This is a genomic window from Fibrobacter sp. UBA2449 (assembly GCF_002342555.1).
Classification (GTDB): domain Bacteria; phylum Fibrobacterota; class Fibrobacteria; order Fibrobacterales; family Fibrobacteraceae; genus Fibrobacter.
On sequence record NZ_DDQF01000005.1, the window covers coordinates 203,465 to 219,716 of the forward strand.

13 protein-coding genes are annotated in these 16,252 nt (G+C 52.8%); 3 read left to right on the top strand and 10 right to left on the bottom strand.

The window, feature by feature from the left end; translation table 11 throughout:
* The first annotated feature begins 1 nt into the window (after position 1).
* The gene (gene bioB, locus B4B27_RS02445) at positions 2-952 is read left to right on the top strand and encodes a biotin synthase BioB (protein ID WP_290723318.1); all 951 of its coding nucleotides are present in this window, start codon (positions 2-4) and stop codon (positions 950-952) included.
* Here bioB and pdxT read toward each other — a convergent pair.
* Together pdxT and pdxS are read right to left on the bottom strand one after the other, a co-directional pair.
* Positions 941-1,543 (bottom strand): pyridoxal 5'-phosphate synthase glutaminase subunit PdxT, encoded by a 603-nt coding sequence (gene pdxT, locus B4B27_RS02450; RefSeq protein WP_290723320.1) that lies wholly within the window; start codon positions 1,541-1,543, stop codon positions 941-943. The two genes, bioB and pdxT, sit on opposite strands and share 12 nt — an antisense overlap.
* Entirely contained in the window at positions 1,543-2,421 is an 879-nt protein-coding gene (pdxS, locus tag B4B27_RS02455; RefSeq protein WP_290723322.1) for a pyridoxal 5'-phosphate synthase lyase subunit PdxS, read from the bottom strand. The genes pdxT and pdxS overlap by 1 nt, the downstream gene beginning before the upstream one ends.
* A 140-nt stretch (positions 2,422-2,561) precedes the next feature.
* Here pdxS and B4B27_RS02460 point away from each other — a divergent pair, with 140 nt between their 5' ends.
* The gene (locus B4B27_RS02460; RefSeq protein ID WP_290723324.1) at positions 2,562-3,986 is read left to right on the top strand and encodes a PLP-dependent aminotransferase family protein; all 1,425 of its coding nucleotides are present in this window, start codon (positions 2,562-2,564) and stop codon (positions 3,984-3,986) included.
* 63 nt (positions 3,987-4,049) lie between these two features.
* On the opposite strand, the gene metE is transcribed toward B4B27_RS02460, so the two are convergent.
* Positions 4,050-6,317, bottom strand: coding sequence for a 5-methyltetrahydropteroyltriglutamate--homocysteine S-methyltransferase (gene metE, locus B4B27_RS02465; RefSeq protein WP_290723326.1), 2,268 nt, complete (start codon positions 6,315-6,317; stop codon positions 4,050-4,052).
* A 156-nt stretch (positions 6,318-6,473) separates the two neighbouring features.
* Between metE and B4B27_RS02470 the strand changes: the two genes are divergently transcribed.
* Positions 6,474-7,379: a LysR family transcriptional regulator gene (locus B4B27_RS02470; RefSeq protein ID WP_290723328.1), complete on the top strand. Its 906-nt coding sequence runs from the start codon at positions 6,474-6,476 to the stop codon at positions 7,377-7,379.
* Positions 7,380-7,430: 51 nt separating this feature from the next.
* Here B4B27_RS02470 and B4B27_RS02475 read toward each other — a convergent pair whose 3' ends face one another.
* The 7 genes from B4B27_RS02475 to B4B27_RS02505 form a co-directional block, all read right to left on the bottom strand.
* Positions 7,431-8,510: a hypothetical protein gene (locus tag B4B27_RS02475; protein ID WP_290723330.1), complete on the bottom strand. Its 1,080-nt coding sequence runs from the start codon at positions 8,508-8,510 to the stop codon at positions 7,431-7,433.
* Between the two features lie 148 nt (positions 8,511-8,658).
* On the bottom strand, positions 8,659-10,344 hold the full coding sequence (locus B4B27_RS02480; RefSeq protein ID WP_290723332.1) for a sulfate adenylyltransferase subunit 1: 1,686 nt from the start codon (positions 10,342-10,344) through the stop codon (positions 8,659-8,661).
* The gene (gene cysD / locus B4B27_RS02485; protein ID WP_290723334.1) at positions 10,344-11,243 is read right to left on the bottom strand and encodes a sulfate adenylyltransferase subunit CysD; all 900 of its coding nucleotides are present in this window, start codon (positions 11,241-11,243) and stop codon (positions 10,344-10,346) included. The genes B4B27_RS02480 and cysD overlap by 1 nt, the downstream gene beginning before the upstream one ends.
* Positions 11,244-11,301: 58 nt before the next feature.
* Entirely contained in the window at positions 11,302-11,628 is a 327-nt protein-coding gene (locus B4B27_RS02490) for a 4Fe-4S dicluster domain-containing protein (RefSeq protein ID WP_290723336.1), read from the bottom strand.
* On the bottom strand, positions 11,612-13,396 hold the full coding sequence (locus B4B27_RS02495) for an adenylyl-sulfate reductase subunit alpha (protein ID WP_290723338.1): 1,785 nt from the start codon (positions 13,394-13,396) through the stop codon (positions 11,612-11,614). Before B4B27_RS02495 ends, B4B27_RS02490 begins: the two co-directional genes overlap by 17 nt.
* Positions 13,397-13,658: 262 nt before the next feature.
* On the bottom strand, positions 13,659-15,137 hold the full coding sequence (gene ilvC / locus B4B27_RS02500; RefSeq protein ID WP_097035145.1) for a ketol-acid reductoisomerase: 1,479 nt from the start codon (positions 15,135-15,137) through the stop codon (positions 13,659-13,661).
* 390 nt (positions 15,138-15,527) lie between these two features.
* Positions 15,528-16,252: fibrobacter succinogenes major paralogous domain-containing protein (locus B4B27_RS02505; RefSeq protein ID WP_290723341.1), on the bottom strand; the 725-nt coding region annotated here is incomplete at its 5' end.

A 16,252-nucleotide genomic window follows, 5' to 3' on the forward strand; every position in this document is an offset into this window, starting at 1 on the left:
TATGTCTTTGACACGAGAAGAAGCTCTTGAAATTTTGAACGCGAACGCGGATTCCTTACCGAACTTGATTGAACAGGCGTACCAATTGCGTACAAAATACAAGGGAAATCGCGTAAGCATCCAGTTGCTCACCAATGTCCGCAGCGGAAATTGCACACAGAACTGCGCCTATTGCGCCCAGTCGCGGGATTCCGAAGCCCCGATTGAAAAGTACCGCTATGTAGAGGATAAAAAACTCTATGGCGACAACGACCTCGTCGACGAAATGCATTTGGCGAGGCACTGCATCGGGCTCAGCGGCATCCGTTTTGCGGACGATGACATCGAAAAACTTGCCGAACGCATCCGCAAGATGAAAAAGAACGACACGCAAATCTGTTGCTCCATCGGGTTCCTGACCGAAAAGCAGGCGCTGATTCTTAAGGAAGCGGGCCTCAACCGCATCAACCACAACCTGAACAGCAGCCGTCGTTTTTACCCGAGCATCTGCACGACGCACACTTACCAGGAACGCATCGACAACCTGAAAATGCTGAAGGGTCTCGGCTTTGAAATTTGCTCCGGCGGCATCATCGGCATGGGCGAAACGCCCGAAGATGTGGTGGATATGCTTTTCGAACTGCTCGAAATCAATCCCGACTCGGTACCCATCAATTTCTTGCTGCCAGTAGAAGGCACGCGCCTTGCTACCCGCGACATTTCAACTCTCACGCCCGAATACTGCATCAAGGTGCTTTGCCTGGCTCGCCTGATGCTCCCGAAATCGGACATCCGCTGTGCCGCCGGCCGCGAAGTGTATTTCAAGGGGCACGAAAAGACGCTTTTCAAGGTGGCCGATTCCATATTCGCGTCGGGCTACCTCACCGAAGGCGGCCAGAGTCTCGAAGAGACCTTCCGCACCATCGAGGCGGCTGGCTTCACCTGGCAAGTGGAAAGTGAATCATCCCACTAACTTCAAGAAATACCGGTGAATGCTCGTGTCGCTATTGAGTTCTGGATGGAACGAAAGCGCAATCTGGTTCTTGTAGCGAACGGCAACGATTTGCTCGAGAGCATCTGCAGTATTCGAACTTGCCGTACGCGAAAGGACTTCGACGCCATCGCCGACCGATTCAAAGAAGGGCGCGCGAATAAAGGTCTGCGGGACCTTTCCGACGTGCGCGACTTCGTTTTCCGTAAAGAAACTGCCAAGCTGCCTTCCGTAAGCATTCCTGCGAATAATGGCGGGGAGTGTCGCGAAATGCGCCTTGTTTTCGCCTGCAATTTTTTCGGCAAGGAGGATTGCGCCGGCGCATGTTGCAAGTACGGGCAGGCCTTCGACAATCTTTTTTCGAAGAGGCTCGAAAAGCCCTAAGTCGTGGAGCAGTTTTCCTTGCACGGTACTTTCTCCACCGGGGAGTACGAGACCGTCTAAATGTCGGTTCAAGTCGCGTAACTGCCTGATTTCAAATACTTCGGCGCCCAACGATTTGAGGATGCGTTCATGTTCAATGAACGCCCCCTGCACCGCGAGTACGCCAATTTGCGGTTTGTTAATTCCCATTACTTTCCCCTTTCGGCCATCAGCAGCGCGATTTCCTGTTCGTTGATACCGACCATGGCTTCACCCAAGTCTTCAGAGAGTTTGGCGATAAGCTTTGCATCGGTGTAATTGGTAACTGCCTGCACAATGGCTGCGGCACGCTTGGCGGGGTTGCCGGACTTGAAGATTCCGGAGCCTACGAAAACGCCTTCGGCACCGAGCTGCATCATGAGGGCGGCATCGGCGGGGGTGGCAACACCACCGGCAGCGAAGTTCACCACGGGGAGTTTCTTGTTGTCGTGAACGAAGCGCACCAAATCGTACGACACCTGGAGTTCCTTGGCACGGTTATAGAGCTCGTCTTCGCGCATGCTCGAAATGCGGGCGATTTCCTGGTTCATCAGGCGCATGTGTCGTACGGCCTGGACGATGTCGCCCGTACCCGGCTCGCCCTTGGTACGGATCATCGATGCGCCTTCTTCGATACGGCGCAGCGCTTCGCCCAAATCCTTCGCGCCGCAAACGAACGGCACATCAAATTCTCGCTTATTGATGTGGAAAATGTCGTCGGCAGGAGAAAGCACTTCGCTTTCGTCAATGTAGTCAATCTCGATAGCCTGCAAAATTTGCGCTTCGGCAAAATGACCGATACGGCATTTGGCCATGACGGGGATAGAGACTGCATCCTGAATCCCCTTGATCATCTTGGGGTCGCTCATGCGCGATACACCGCCCGCGGCACGGATGTCGGCAGGAATGCGTTCCAGGGCCATCACGGCGGCAGCACCTGCAGCTTCGGCGATTTTGGCCTGTTCGGGAGTTGTCACATCCATAATGACACCGCCCTTGAGCATCTGGGCAAGATTCTTATTGAGTTCGTAACGATTCTGGTCAGACATGTAAATCTCCTTGGTTGTGGAATGGTTTATTTTCAGGCTGTAATTTAAAACATTCGCTTGACCTGCACAATATTCAGTTTTTTACTATTTTTATAAGGTCAGTTAAATATCAGATTAACAATACTAATAAGGTCAGTTTCATGTTCACTTACGATATGTCCAAGGCGGGAGCTAACAGCCTCTACCATTACCTTTACCAATGCATCAAAAAAGATATCGTAAGCGGAAACGTCCTTGCCGAAGAGCAACTCCCTTCCAAACGCAACCTCGCGCAGAATCTCGGCATTAGCGTCGTGACCGTTGAAAACGCTTACGCCCAGCTCCTCGCCGAAGGCTACATTTACTCGCTCCCTAAAAAAGGCTTCTTTGTTGCAGACATCAACGCAACGGCGGAACCTTGTGCTCAACGCAAACGCAAGATGCCGCGTACCCGCAGGCTCCGCGCAGAACTCACCGACGAGTCAGAACATATCAACCCGAAATACATTGCCGACTTTGCAAGTAACGGTTCCGATATCGAGGCGTTCCCCTTTACCACTTGGGCAAAAATCACTCGCGAGGTCCTTTGCGAAAGGCAAAATGATTTGTTGCAAGTTTCTCCGGGAATGGGCGCGCTAGAACTTCGCCGAGCCATCGCTCGCATGCTCCGCGAATTCAGAAATATCCAGGTATCGCCCGAACAGATTGTCATTGGTGCCGGGACCGATTACCTTTACGGCTTGCTAGTACAATTGCTTGGATTTGACAAGTGCTATGGCGTAGAAGACCCTGGTTGGAGCAAAATATCGAAGCTGTATAGCCAATACGGCGTCAAAGTTCGTCACGTCCCTATTCTGAACGATAACTTTGTGGACTCGGTCGCCGATTTCGGCGTTGACGTGATGCATATTTCCCCTGCCCATCATTTTCCGACAGGAAAGGTGATGCCCATTGGCGAGCGTTACCGCCTGCTCAGCTGGGCTACTGAATCGCCGAGACGCTACATTGTAGAAGATGATTATGACAGCGAATTTCGCATGACGGGAAAGCCTATTCCTGCGTTGCAAAACATCGATGTTTCTGAGAAGGTGATTTACCTGAATACATTCTCCAAAACGATGACATCTGCGATTAGGCTTAGTTATATGGTGCTCCCGCCGCATCTTGTCGAAAAATTTCATCAGAAACTTTCGTTCTACTCTTGTTCCGTATCGAATCTGGACCAGTACGTCATGGCTAAATTCATCGACTTGGGGTATTACGAGACTCACATCAACCGCATGCGTAACCTTTACCGCGCCAAGCGCGACGCGCTGCTATCGGCAATAAGAAAAAGCAGGCTTTCAAGCGTTGTTCGCATTTATGAAGAAGATGCCGGTCTGCACTTTATTTTGGAAGCGTCGATAAAATGTTCTGATTCCGATTTTTGCAGACAGCTGCGCCAAAAAGGCGTTAACATCAAGGCCCTTTCGGAATACTATTTCGAAGCGCAGCCCTCTGTGCACAAGTTCGTCATTAACTATTCCTCGGTGGATAAGAGGAATGTGCAAAAGGCGGTGCAGGCTTTCGCATTGCTCTGTAAGTAAAGAACGCCCCCGGCGTTTAATAACGTCGAGGACGTGTTTTGCGAGTCGAGATGCAAAAGCGACTTACTTTTCGTTGCGCAATTTCTTTGCTGCCGCCACGAGATTCTTGAGGCTTGCCGTGGTTTCGATTTCGCCGCGGGTCTTGAGGCCACAATCGGGGTTCACCCACACGTTCTGCTGCGGGACCTTCGCGATGATCTTGTGGAGAGCGTCGACGATTTCCTGTTCCGAGGGAACGCGCGGAGAGTGAATGTCGTACACGCCCGGGCCCACCTGCGTTTCGAACTTGGCTTCGTTCAGGGCGTCAAGCAGCTTGAGGTCAGAACGGCTCGCTTCGAACGTGATCACATCGGCATCCATGTTATCGATGTCGCGCACGATGTCGTTGAATTCGCTATAGCACATGTGCGTGTGGATCTGCGTTTCGGGCTTGACCTTCGCATGCACCAGGCGGAATGCCGGAATGGCCCAGTCGAGGTATTCCTTGTGCCAGTCGCTCTTGCGGAGCGGCAACTTTTCGCGAAGAGCAGCTTCGTCAATCTGGATAATGCGAATCCCGTTCTTTTCGAGGTCAAGGACTTCGTCGCGGATAGCGAAGCCGATTTCTTGCGCTTGCACCTTCAGCGAAACGTCTTCGCGCGGGAACGACCAGTTGAGAATCGTCACCGGGCCCGTGAGCATGCCTTTTACCGGTTTCTTGGTGCAACTCTGGGCGTATACAGACCATTCGACCGTAATCGGGGCGCTGCGACTCACGTCGCCCCAAACTACAGGAGGTTTCACGCAACGGGTGCCGTAGCTCTGCACCCAGGCATTCTGCGTAAACACGAATCCGTCAATCTTGGAACCGAAATATTCCACCATGTCGTTGCGTTCGAATTCGCCGTGCACAATCACGTCGAGGCCGATTTCTTCTTGCAATTTGATGCATTCTGCAATCTTCTTCTGGTTGAACGCAACGTACTGTTCCTTGGAGATTTCGCCCTTGCGGAAAGCGGCGCGGTTCGCGCGGACTTCAGCCGTCTGCGGGAATGATCCGATTGTGGTCGTGGGGAATGCGGGCAACCTGAATTCTTCTTTCTGCACGCCACGACGTTCAAGGCGGCTCGGCTTGCGTTCAAAGTCTGCGGCGGTGAGGGCGCCCAGTTCAGCCTGCACCTTGGCGTTCGCCTGCACACGCGGCGTTGCAAACAAGGCCTTATTCTTTTCGAGAGCGGCAGCATCACCGCTTGCGATTTCGGCAAGTTCCGCAAGCTTTTCTTCGGCAAAGGCAAAGTGACGGAGTGTCTCGGCGGGGAGTTTCTGTTCGGCAGCGACCGTGTACGGCACATGCAACAGCGAGCAAGAAGTTCCGACCGCCACGTTTTCGGCACCGACAGCACTCACGATTTCGGCGAGCAGAGCATTCTTCTGTGCAAAATCAGCGCGCCAGATATTCTTGCCGTTCACGACGCCCGCGAGCAGGAGCGTATTTTTCGGGAAACCGGACTTGACCAGTTCCAGCGACTTGAGACCTTCCACAAAGTCAAGACCGATGGCATCGAAGCCGAGGGCAACCACATCCTGGTACACATCGCGGATATCGCCAAAATAAGTCTGCAAGGCAACCTTGAGGCCTGCGGCACGCACCTTCTTGAGGAGTTCCACATAAATAGACTTGAAAAGTTCCTTTTCTTCGGCGGTCACGTCAAACACCAAAGCGGGTTCGGCGAAACTGATCCATTCGGCACCGGCAGCGGCGAGCAATTCGGCGACCTTCACGTAAGCAGCGACTGCAGAGGCAACAAAATCCTTGGCCTTCTTTTGGCCGTTGTAGCGGGCCAAGCGGAGGAACGTGTAGGCGCCAATCAAAGTCGGCACGGTCTGGATTCCAGCAGCCTTTGCTTCGTTGTATTCCTGCACCGGTTTGGAATCATTCACTTTGAATTCAGAAGCGTCGTCGATTTCTGGAACAATGTAGTGGTAGTTCGTGTTGAACCACTTCTTCATGGGGAGGGCTTTCACGTCGCCCTTTTCACCCTGGTAACCGTGAGCGGCTGCGAAATACTTTTCGAGTACGCTCAAGTCGAGGTCTTTATAACGTTCCGGAACAATGCCGAACAAGAATGCGGTATCGAGAACGTTATCGTAGAACGAGAAATCGTTCGAGGGAATAAAGTCGATGCCGGCGGCCTTCTGCTTTGCCCAACCGTACTGACGGATTTCTTTGGCGACGTTCTGGAGCTCCGCTTCGGAGATTTCGCCCTTGAAGAATTTTTCGCTTGCAAACTTGAGTTCGCGGGCCTTGCCGATGCGCGGGAAACCGATTACAGATGTTTTTTTATTGCTCATAGTGTTTTACCTACCTTTTTGTTTGTTTTTCGATTACGCCGCCAAATATATCTCCTTTTTCATCATCGGTAAAATACTATTTTTTACACATTCACCATAGATTAAAACTATGGTGCAAACAAAAGCAAATCAAATAACCGACTATAAGAAAGGTCTATGACTTTACAACAACTTAAATACGCCATCGCCATCGCCGACACGCGCAACATTACCGAAGCATCGAAGCGGGTATTCATATCGCAGCCGAGCCTTACGGCAGCTATCCACGAGCTCGAAGAAGAAATGGGCGTTACCATCTTTAACCGCTCCAATAAAGGAGTCTCGATCACTAACGAGGGCGACGAATTCCTTTCTTACGCAAGGCAAGTTTTGGAACAAGCGACCCTGATGGAAGACCGCTACAAAGGCGGCAAAGGCGGTAACACCATCTTTTCCGTGAGCTGCCAGCACTACTCTTTTGCCGTCAACGCATTCGTCGACGTCATTCGAAAATTCGGCGGTCCGAGCTACGATTTTACGCTTCGGGAAACACAAACTAACGAAATTATTGACGATATTGCCAAGCTAAAAAGCGAAATTGGCGTACTTTATTTGAGCGACAAGAACGAAAAAGTCATCAAAAAACTTATTCAAAAGAACAATTTGGTCTTTGAGCCGCTCTTTGCGACCCCACTGCATGTGTTTATGTCGTCCAGGAACCCTCTCGCTCGAAAAGAAAAAATCACACTGGAGGACTTAAAACCGTACCCATACCTGACCTACGAACAGGGCGATTTCAATTCGTTCTACTTCGCCGAAGAACCTCTAACCGCCATTGATTTCGACTGTCCACGCAATATCAAGGTTCGCGACCGCGCGACGCTTTTCAACCTGCTCATCGGTTTGAATGGCTACACCATTTGCTCGGGCGTCATTAGCCACAAGCTCAACGGCCGGAACATTATCGCGCGGCACCTTGACGTTCGCGACAAGATGACCATCGGCTACGTAATGCGTAAAGGCGTAACGCCATCGCGCTACGCCAAAGCCTACATTGCAGCCCTTTTAAGGCATTGCAAATAAAAAAAGGCCCCCGGCGCGGGTTACGCCAGGGGCAGGTTTTTGGAGATGTAATTACTGGATGCTTGCGGTAAAGCGGGCAGCAATGGCAACATCAGAGAGCTCCTTTTCGCTGTAGGCGCTCAACTGAATCTTGCTGTGCTTGCCGAATTTCTTGATGAGGCTCACCGTCCACGCGAGTTCATCGGCACCGGCCTGGATTTCATCGCGGTCGCCAACGTATTCAAGTTCCGCATAGAGGCTATTCAAGATGCCCGCAGTCGGGATTTCCACACCCACGAAGAACGGAACATAGTCACTACCCTGAGCGTATTCAGACTTGATGCCGTTCGGAGCCGAGAGGTTTTCGCCGTCACCCGTGGTGATGTAGGCAACTTCGCCGTAGAGGCCGAGATTCTTCGCGAAATAGTAGCTTGCGCGGCCTGCAATGCGGTGCGAGACTTCTGCCGTATGCTGGATCGGGTCGAGAAGGTTTCCACGGTAGGCGGCGCTGATTTTCGCATCGCCGAGTTTCACGGTTTCTTCGGCGCGGAGGTAACCGGTATCAAACTTGTTGTCGTAAGTACCGAGCAACAGGCTGAAGCTAGAAATTCCCTTGTCAAAGCCGAAGCCGAGAGCGTCGTGCTGGTAATCGCGGGCAAGGAATCCGCGCTTGTTCAGGTGCACGTCCACGTAGGTACCGAAGTTACCGGCAACAGTCCAGTCCGTACGGAAGCGACCGAATTGCGCACTGAAATCGCCGAAATCGGTGTTCCACTTGTACTTGGCGTAGTAGGTATCGGCGCTGATCTTGTCGAAGCTGAAGTTCTTGCCGTCACCATCCTTGACCTTGTTGCCAAAGGTCGGAGAGAAGATGCGAATGTTGATTACCGCCTCGAAATCGCCGGAAGTGTACTTTCCGCCGATGTTTGCACGCAAGAAGGAATTGTCGAGCGTATTGTCAGCATCGTTATCGTAAACGGCCTTGATGGCCTGCGCCTGCACGTTTCCGGTGAGTTTGAAAGCGGGTTCCTCTTTCGCTTTTTCGGGCGCGGCAGCTTCTGCTTTCGGGGCTTCCTGGGCGAAAACGTTGGAGGCGAAAAGGGAAGTCGTAATGACCGCAGCGGCGGCGAGCTTTGCAAAATTCTGGTTCATTCTTAAACTCCTTGGTTATGGTTATTGTTTTGTTTTTTTGTGCGCACAAATATAGAAGGCGTTTTTTACCTTGTCCAATACTTTAATTTTATGCGGAGTTATCGTTTTTTGCTATAAAAAAAAGGTCCCCGCTAGGGGACCTTATATTTTACTTTATCACAACCTTCCTGTACGTGTCAAAAACTGTCCACTTCTTGAAGAATTCCTCGCGGCCAATTTCACCCGCTTCGGCGTATTCGCGAAGCAAGCGAGACACATCCTCGTCGGAGTAGACCTTGATTTCAAAGCCGCGCCCGTTAATGACCGGGAAGCCATCGTAAAGGTATGCGCCCGCTTCCGTGATTTCGGAAATGTGCCTATCGCGCACCTTCACGGTCACACTGTCACGCAAGATGATGATGTCGAAATCGTCGGGATAGCGGTAGCTCTCCCCCACTGTCGGGATTTCATCACCCACGGTGTAGTGCTGTCTTACGGGCTGTTGCTTCACCACGGAGAGTGTCGCCGTATCGTAGAAAAACTCTTCAAAGATTTCTCCGCGACCATGGCGTTCGCCCTGCACGAATTCAGCCTTTTCGCCTGCGGCAATCTGCCTTTCGAATAGGCCTTCCACAACGCCACATGCCGATGTCGCATGGGTCACGCGGTCAATCAGAATGAGTTCACCCAGAGTTTTGTGCTTCTCGAAAAGGTCAACAACAATGGCTTCGGCAAATACAATCTCTACGACGGCGATTCCGTTCTTTTCAAGCGTTTCAGCGGTCTGGTGCGCACCCGTATTCACGTCAATCGCATACTCGATTTTAGTGAGCACGCCGGGAATCGTCTTCGTCCCGAGTTTTACAAGGAAGTCCTTGCCGAGCGAAAGCGGTTCGTCGTCCATCCACAGGAGCGACGCCCTGATTTTCTTGTAGCTGCCGATGTCCACGTCTTTCGCCAGCACGCAACCTCTGGACACGTCCACCTCGCGATCAAGCGATATGGTGACAGGTTCGCCAACGTGAGCCTCTTCCACATTCCTGTCGCCGCGCAGGATTCCCTTGACAGTCGCCTTCTCGTTGCTCGGGAGACTCGTGACCGTATCGCCCACGCGAATTTTGCCCGCTTCGATTTGTCCCTGGAACCCGCGGAAAGTACGATCCGGACGGCATACGCGCTGCACGGGCAGGTAAAAGCCCGCTTCGGTTTGCACATCGTCGATGTCGATGGTTTCAAGGTAATCTAAGAGGGCCTTGCCCGAGTACCAAGCGATGTTCTTGGATTTCACCGTCACGTTGTCGCCTTCGGTGGCCGAAAGCGGAATCACGTAAACGCTGTGGAGCGAAAGTTCAGTCGCAAGTTCGTTGATTTGCGCGAGAATCTCTTCGAAACGTTCCTTGCTGTAGCCCACAAGATCCATCTTGTTGACCGCAAAGACAAAGTAACGGATGCCCATGAGCTTGCAGATGCGGGCGTGACGGCGAGTCTGTACCAGCACGCCCTGCGAGGCATCCACGAGAATCACGGAGAGGTCTGCAAACGAGGCGCCCACCGCCATGTTGCGGGTGTATTCCTCGTGCCCCGGGGTGTCAGCCACAATAAAGCTGCGGCGATCCGTCGTGAAATAGCGATACGCCACATCGATGGTAATGCCCTGTTCGCGTTCGGCCATCAAGCCGTCCAGCAAAAGGGAATAGTCAATCTTTCCACTGCGGCTACCCACCTTGCTGTCAAGCTCCAGCGCCTTTTCCTGGTCGGCGTAAAGCAGCTTAGAATCGTAAAGGATATGGCCGATGAGCGTCGACTTTCCGTCATCCACGCTGCCGCATGTAATAAATTTCAACAAGCCTTTCATTAGAAATATCCCTCCCTCTTGCGGCGTTCCATGCTGCCCGCGGCTTCGTTATCAATCACGCGGGAAGTGCGTTCCGAGGATACCGCGCTCAAGGTTTCGTCAATGATTTCGTCAAGCGTGATGGCGGTCGATTCAATGCCGCCCGTGAGCGGGTAGCAACCCAGCGTGCGGAAACGCACCGACTTGATTTCGGGCGTTTCGCCATCCCGCAGGGGGAATCGCTCATCGTCCACCATGATGATGTTGCCATCGCGTACCACGACCGGGCGCGGGGCCGCAAAGTACAACGGGACGATGTCAATCTTTTCGCGCTTGATGTACTGCCAGATATCCTTTTCGGTCCAGTTCGAAATCGGGAAAACGCGGATGCTTTCGCCCTTGTTTATTTTCGTGTTGTAAAGTTTCCACATTTCGGGGCGCTGGTTTTTCGGATCCCAAGCGTGCGCGGAATTGCGGAACGAAAAGATGCGTTCCTTCGCGCGAGACTTTTCCTCGTCACGGCGCCCGCCACCAAAAGCCGCGGTAAAGCCATACTTGTTGAGTGCCTGCTTCAAGGCCTGCGTCTTCATGATATCGGTATAGGCGGCACCGTGGTCAAACGGGTTGATGCCCTGCTTGACGCCGTCTTGGTTGATGTACTCGATCATCTCGATACCGAGCTTTTGCGCCGTGCGGTCGCGAAACTCAATCATCTCGCGGAACTTCCACGTGGTGTTCACGTGCAAGAACGGGAAAGGCGGCTTTTCGGGGTAGAAGGCCTTCATGGCCAAATGCAGCATGACGGAACTGTCCTTGCCGATAGAGTAGAGCATCACCGGCTTCTCGCATTCTGCAGCAACTTCGCGGATGATGTAGATGGCTTCGGCTTCCAGCTCGTCGAGATGTGATAATTCGCTCAAATTTAATCTCCATTAAGGTTCCGAGCCAAGCCCGGAATGACGATTGTTGTGAATTCTTTTAATACTTATTTGATTCCTTGGGGTCGATATCGATAGTCTTGACGCTTCCGTCGTTCAGTTCAAAAAACCACCGCACGATATCGTTCTTTTCGCCCTTGACTTTTTCGGTATGCACCTTGCAGCCCTTGCCACCGATGTCTTCGCCGAGAAAGAATCGGATGGCGTGAACGGGACATTCCTTGATGCACGAGGTGCAACCCCAGCAGTCCTTAGGGTACTTGATAAACGCTTTCTTGTTCTCGTTTATCTTGATTAACGTGCCGGGGCAAACGTCGTGGCAGCGCCTGCAACCAATGCACTTGCCTTGATCAATGCTGATGCTCATAGTTCCTTTGCCCTTCTGCAGTGAGTTCGCGCAAGATGATTTTAATTTGTCCGTTTTCGAGACGGGAATTCACGTACTTGCGGAATCCCGCATCATCTTTTTCGGGATAGTCGGTGTTTTCGGCAAAACTGTGCCAACGGGTTTCGTGACGTGCGGCCAGGTGCGCAATCACGCTCTTGCAAACCGTGAGGCGCTCCTTGAGTTCGTAGATGTACATGACCTCTTGCAAGTCGTCTGCATGCAGGTCGCCCACACGGGCCTCGATTTTCTCGATTTCCTTGCGGGCAATTGCTAGCTGATTTTCGCTATAACGATAGCCCGTCTTGATACCGCCTGCATAAGCGTCCATAGCTGCCTGCATTTCTTCTTCAAGACTTTCAACGGTGTCCGTGCCGTTCTTGTTATTGAGGAATTTCTCGACTTCTGCGACATGTTGCTCCACGTCATCCTTGATAGTTGCTTCAGCATGCTCAGCAACCTTAAATTGCACGTCAGGTCCCTGAGCTGGTTGATGAGTTTGTCGAATCAGCCGAAGGGCCGACAAACTCTCTATATACTCCACCGAGCTTTTCGCTGCAATCTCACCTTCGGCAAGCGCGCCCGTCACATACTTTTGCGGGGCACCACCGGCAACATCGCCCGCGGCATAAAGTCCTTCGATTGTCGTGGCGCGCTTGGTATCGACCCAGTAACCGCTTGCGGTGTGGCCGCCCACGATGTAAGGCTCCGTTCCTTCGATTTCCACATTTGCCTTCGACGGCGTGTCGTTTTCGATCCAGCGAATCGTCTGCGACGGAGCCATGTTCAGGTAAGCCTTCAAAAGCGATTCTTCCTGTTCAGGCGTAATCCCGACAGTGCGCAAATAGCACGGCCCGCGGCCTTCCAGATTTTCGGCCACCGTCCCGTAAACGCGTTCCGAAGTAGAAATCCCGTACTTGGTCTCGTAAACTTCTCCAAGCGCATTCACCTGCTTCGCACCCACGCCCTGCGCAAGCGTTCCCGTCGGGGCAATCGTGTCCTTGCAACGGAGCGCAATAAAACGCATCTCGAAAGTCGTCATCTCGGCACCGTGACGGATGCCCATCGCATAGCCCGCACCCGTATTGAACGGCGGATACCACATCTTGTGCCGCGAAAATCCCGGATTGTTCGGGCGGTAAAGCCCGGCGGCACCGCCCGTCGCGACAATCACGGCACGCGCCTCGATTGCGTAAAAAGTATCGTTCTCTATCCCAAAACCGAACGCGCCGTCAATCCTGTTGTCGTGAACGGAAAAATCGAAAATGTTCACGTGGTTCAGCACCTGAACGTTCGGGGCCTTCGCGACAGCCGTCGCCAAAATCGGCTTGATGTTCTCGCCGTTGATTTTGATGTTGCGGTTCCCGCGCGTCACATACTTGCCGTCTTTGTCCTTCAAGATGACTAGACCGAGTCTTTCCAGATGAGCCGTGACCTCGTTGAACTTCTCGGAGATGGAATAGAGCAAATCCTCGCGCACGATTCCGTCGGCGTCCTTCTTCGCGTATTCCACGTAATCCCTGGGCGTGCGACCCTCGGTAATGTAGGCATTCAGCGCGTTCACGCCCGCCGCGAGGCAGCCGCTCCGCTTGATGTTCGCCTTCTCGACGACTAGAATTTTGAGGCCAGCGCCTTTATTTTCCGCGGCATTTTTTCCCGCGGCATTTGACGCGGCAGTAATAGCCGCATAACAGCCGGCCGTTCCGCCGCCTATAATCAACAAATCCGTTTTAAGCCGTTCTATCTTCACAGCATCTCCGTACAACTTTTGGTGCTGCCAAATATAGAACGCGATTTTCACCCCGTCCAATACAATGTTTTTATGCGGAGCTATCGAATTTTTCTATAAGAAAAGCCCATCGGGCGTTCCCGACAGGCTTGAAAATGTTCATCCGCGACAATCACATATACTCTTTTTCCGAAAGCTTGGATAAGCGAGTATAGCGAGGCCGCAGACCCCGAAGCTGTACAACTAGTACAGCGAGAGGGTCGAGAACGAAGCTAGACGAAGCTTAGACAACTTTCGTCATGCCGGACATGCGTTCGCGCAGCCAAGCACCGACTTCTTCCACCGGATGCTGACGGATGTTCTTGTTCACCTTGATCAGCTCTTCGTTATCCACAGCGGTGGTCTTGCCTTCACCGTAGATAGCGCCGATGTCGTCCTTCTTCACTTCGTTCTTCATGAAGTCGGCGAGCAGAGGCACGCACTTGTTGGCGAACAGGTAGCAACCGTATTCAGCGGTGTCGCTGATCACGCGGTTCATTTCGTACAACTTCTTACGAGCGATGAGGTTCGCGATAAGCGGAGTCTCGTGGAGAGATTCGTAGTAGGCGCTCATCGGCTTGATGCCCACGGAGCACATGGTTTCGAAAGCGAGTTCCACACCGGCCTTGATCATGGCGGTCATGAGAACGCCGCGGTCGAAGTATTCCTGTTCGGTGATGACCTTGTCGGTAGCTTCGACCTTTTCGAATTCGAGCTCGCCCGTTTCGCCACGCCACTTGAGCAAATCCTTGTCGCCGGCTTCCCAGTCGACCATCATGGTGCTGGAGAACTTGCCAGAGATGATGTTGTCCTGGTGTTCGCAGTAGAGCGGCTTCATGATCTTCTTCATCTTTTCGGCGAGTTCCGTGGCGCGGATCTTGGCCGGGTTGGAGAGACGGTCCATCATGTTGGTGATGCCACCGTGCTTCAGGGCTTCGGAAATGGTTTCCCAGCCGTACTGGAGCAGCTTGACCGCGTAAGCCGGTTCAACGCCGAATTCCTTCACCATCTTGTCGTAGCAGAGGATGGTGCCGGTCTGGAGCATACCGCAAAGGATGGTCTGTTCGCCCATGAGGTCAGACTTCACTTCGGCAACGAAAGAGCTTTCGAGAACGCCCGGACGGTCGGCATGGAGGCCAGCGGCGTAAGCCTTGGCGTAGTCCCAACCCTTACCTTCGGGGTCGTTTTCCGGGTGCACGGCGATAAGGCAGGGCATACCGAAACCGCGAACGTATTCGCTACGGACTTCGGAACCCGGGCCCTTCGGGGCGACCATGATCACGGTGATGTCCTTACGGATTTCCTGGCCTTCTTCCACGATGTTGAAGCCGTGGCTGTAAGAGAGGGCGGCGCCCTTCTTCATGAGCTTCATGATGGCCGGAATCACGTTGTGGTGCTGCTTGTCCGGTGTGAGGTTGCAAACGAGGTCTGCATCCGGAATCATTTCTTCGTAGGTACCGACCTTGAAGCCGTTTTCAGTAGCGTTCTTCCAGGACTGGCGCTTCTGTTCGATGGCTTCCTTGCGGAGCGTGTAAGAGACGTCGAGGCCGCTATCGCGCAGGTCAAGACCCTGATGGAGACCCTGGGCACCGCAACCGACGAACACGATCTTCTTGCCCTTGAGGGCTTCAACACCACGGCTGAATTCAGAATGTTCCATGAAACGGCAGTGGCCAATTTCTTCGAGTTGGCGACGCATAGGGATAGAATTGAAATAATTCATTTTTTGAACCTCTGTTAAATAAAATTGTTCCGGCGGAAAATGTAGTTAAAAAAACGGCCGCAAAGAGTTCCGATTTAACAGAAAATGTAAGCAAAAACGCCCCAAAAACGTCATTCTGGAGCCAAAGGCGATAGAATCCACTACAAAAGGGGGAAGCCTCCCCCTGTCTGCAGCCTAGCCTTCTTGTCACCCTGGAGCGCAGCGATAGGGTCCAAGGCTAGTCTTCCATACACCCCCTCTGCGGGCTTCAGTCGCCAGCCCGCAACGCCCCGGCATTTCTCGCCTACAGTCATGCTGACGAAGGTCAGCATCAGCTTTTCAAGTCTTTCCGACCAAACAAAAAAGAACCCGTTCACAACAAATGAACGAATTCAAAATCCAGGACAAAAATCAGTCCTTTACGCAACGAACAGAATGCCCGCCGTCCTTACTGTTGATGCCCAGGTACGCGACGTCGTAGTTGTAGTACAAGCGCATGTAGTACGCGTAGTTGCTATTGTACTCCGTAGAACTCCAGAAGTACGCGTCGTAGCCCTCGTTGTCGTAATACCCACCGTTGTACCTGTAGCCGGCAGGCAACGCCGAGAACCCGAAAGAATCCGTACCGTTGCCGCTTTCGCCTTCATCTTCATTCCAGCCGCTAGTGGACTTGAGAGCCGTACCGGCTGTGAAACTGCCGCCCACGGCCGTGAACAGCGTGTTCCATTCCGTGGTGTCCGGTAGGTGCCAGCCCTCGGGGCAAATGCCGCGTATAGTACCGGTTGGTGAGCATTCCGAACCATAGCCGCAACCCTTGCCATTTGTGGTCCATGTGCCGACGCTGTCCATGGCTGCCGCCCAGGCGTACAGGCGACCGTACTTGGCACAGTTGGAGGGATCATCATTATAGCACCAGCTAGTGGAATCGGAGGTGTAACCGCTATAGCTATAGGGAACGCCGGTGTAGGCATAGTTCAGGTTCTCTGCCATCCAGGTCTGGGTGCCGATGGTCACCGTCTTGTAGGTCTGGCCGTCGCGGGAGTCGGTCAGGGTACCGTAATTGCAATCACCCCCCGGCAATGCGCTACAGGGAGACGCCTCGCCTGTAGCACCGCTCGACTTCGGCGTGACGCTGG